Genomic DNA, 1,420 nt, shown 5'->3' with positions numbered 1-1,420 from the left:
GCGCTGGAGCGGCGCCGCCGAGCCCCCCGCCGCCGCCGCTCCAGCGCTCGCCGCTCTCGCGCCCGTCGCCCGCACCCCCATCGCTCACGGGCCCATCGTACGTCGCCGATCCGGCCGCGGCCCTATGCTGGAGGCACCTGCGAAGCCGCACCCATTCCCCCCGGAGGCCGCCGTGCTCAGCCTGCAACCCGCCGAACTCCGCGCGCTGCTGGAGCCGTGCCTCGCCGTGCCCCGCTGGGTGCAGGAGGTATCGCAGGCCGGCCCCTATGAGTCCGCCGAATCGCTGCTGGCCCGGGCCCGCCAGGCGGCGACCCCGCTCAGCGACGACGAGATCGCCGAAGCGTTGGCCGATCATCCGCGAATCGGTGAGGGACCGGTGGGGGAGGGTAGGGCCCAAGACTTCTCCCGCGCAGAGCAGGCCTCACCCGACGCCGACGACGACCGCGTGAATGCGGCAATCGCCCGCGGCAATGCCGAGTACGAACGCCGGTTCGACCGCGTGTTCCTGATCCGCGCGAAGGGGCGCACCCGCAGGGAGATCCTCGACGAACTCACCCGCCGGCTCGAGCTCGACGATGACACCGAACGCGCGATCGTCGGTGCGGAACTCCGGGACATCGCCCTTCTCCGGCTCGAATCCTCGTTGGAGCAGTACGCATGACCCGCAGCCACATCACCTCCCACGTTCTCGACTCCACGCTCGGTCGCCCCGCCTCGGGTGTGCCCGTGTCGCTCGAGCGCTTCGCAGACGGCGAATGGATGCCGTTGGCCTCCGCCGTCACCGACGATGACGGTCGCGTGACCGCCCTCGGGCCTGCCGCCCTGCCCGCTGGCACGTACCGTGTCACCTTCGACACCGCCTCGTACTTCGGATCGACAGGGCAGCCCACGTTCTACCCGTCGGTCTCGGTCGCGTTCGTGCTGGCGAACGAGTCGGAGCACTACCACGTGCCCCTGCTGCTCAGCCCCTTCGCGTACTCGACATATCGCGGTAGTTAGGCGCAATGTCGGGGGTTCTGGCGCCGATTTGCATTCTCGCGAAGACCTCCGTAATGTAACTACACGTCACCCCAAAGGTGCCGGAAAGCCGAAGAGCTACCGGGCCTCAAGTGGGGGCCATCCCACCTCAGAAACAGAAATTCCCTTGGGCATTTCTGTGGCTGCAGCGTATGATGTAAAACCACTCCCGCAACGAACGGTTCGGGTTTCTTTGGCGACTTCGGTTGTAGCGAGAAACGCGGATTTGACAACGCGGCGGAGAGTGATAAGGTAGTGAAGTTGCCCCGAGCAGGGTCTGGTTCTGAGAATCAGGTCAGCTCAGGAGCGTCCGATCTTTGAGAACTCAACAGCGTGCACATTGTCAAATGCCAATTTCCCGTGGCCAGTTTTGCTGGTTCGGGTTCCTTTGGGAAATGAAATT

2 protein-coding genes are annotated in these 1,420 nt (G+C 65.6%); both read left to right on the top strand.

What is annotated here, in order from left to right; genetic code table 11:
- Window positions 1-172 precede the first annotated feature (172 nt).
- Window positions 173-661, top strand: a complete 489-nt coding sequence (uraD, locus tag C5B96_RS16925; protein WP_233189268.1) for a 2-oxo-4-hydroxy-4-carboxy-5-ureidoimidazoline decarboxylase — start codon at window positions 173-175, stop codon at window positions 659-661.
- Window positions 658-999 carry a hydroxyisourate hydrolase gene (uraH, locus tag C5B96_RS16920; RefSeq protein ID WP_199176710.1) on the top strand — a complete coding sequence of 114 codons (342 nt, stop codon included), beginning with the start codon at window positions 658-660 and terminating at the stop codon, window positions 997-999. The genes uraD and uraH overlap by 4 nt, the downstream gene beginning before the upstream one ends.
- Window positions 1,000-1,420: the final 421 nt, after the last annotated feature.

Source organism: Subtercola sp. Z020 (genome assembly GCF_002931235.1).
GTDB lineage: Bacteria > Actinomycetota > Actinomycetes > Actinomycetales > Microbacteriaceae > Subtercola.
This window is presented reverse-complemented; position numbering and strand designations above follow the sequence as displayed.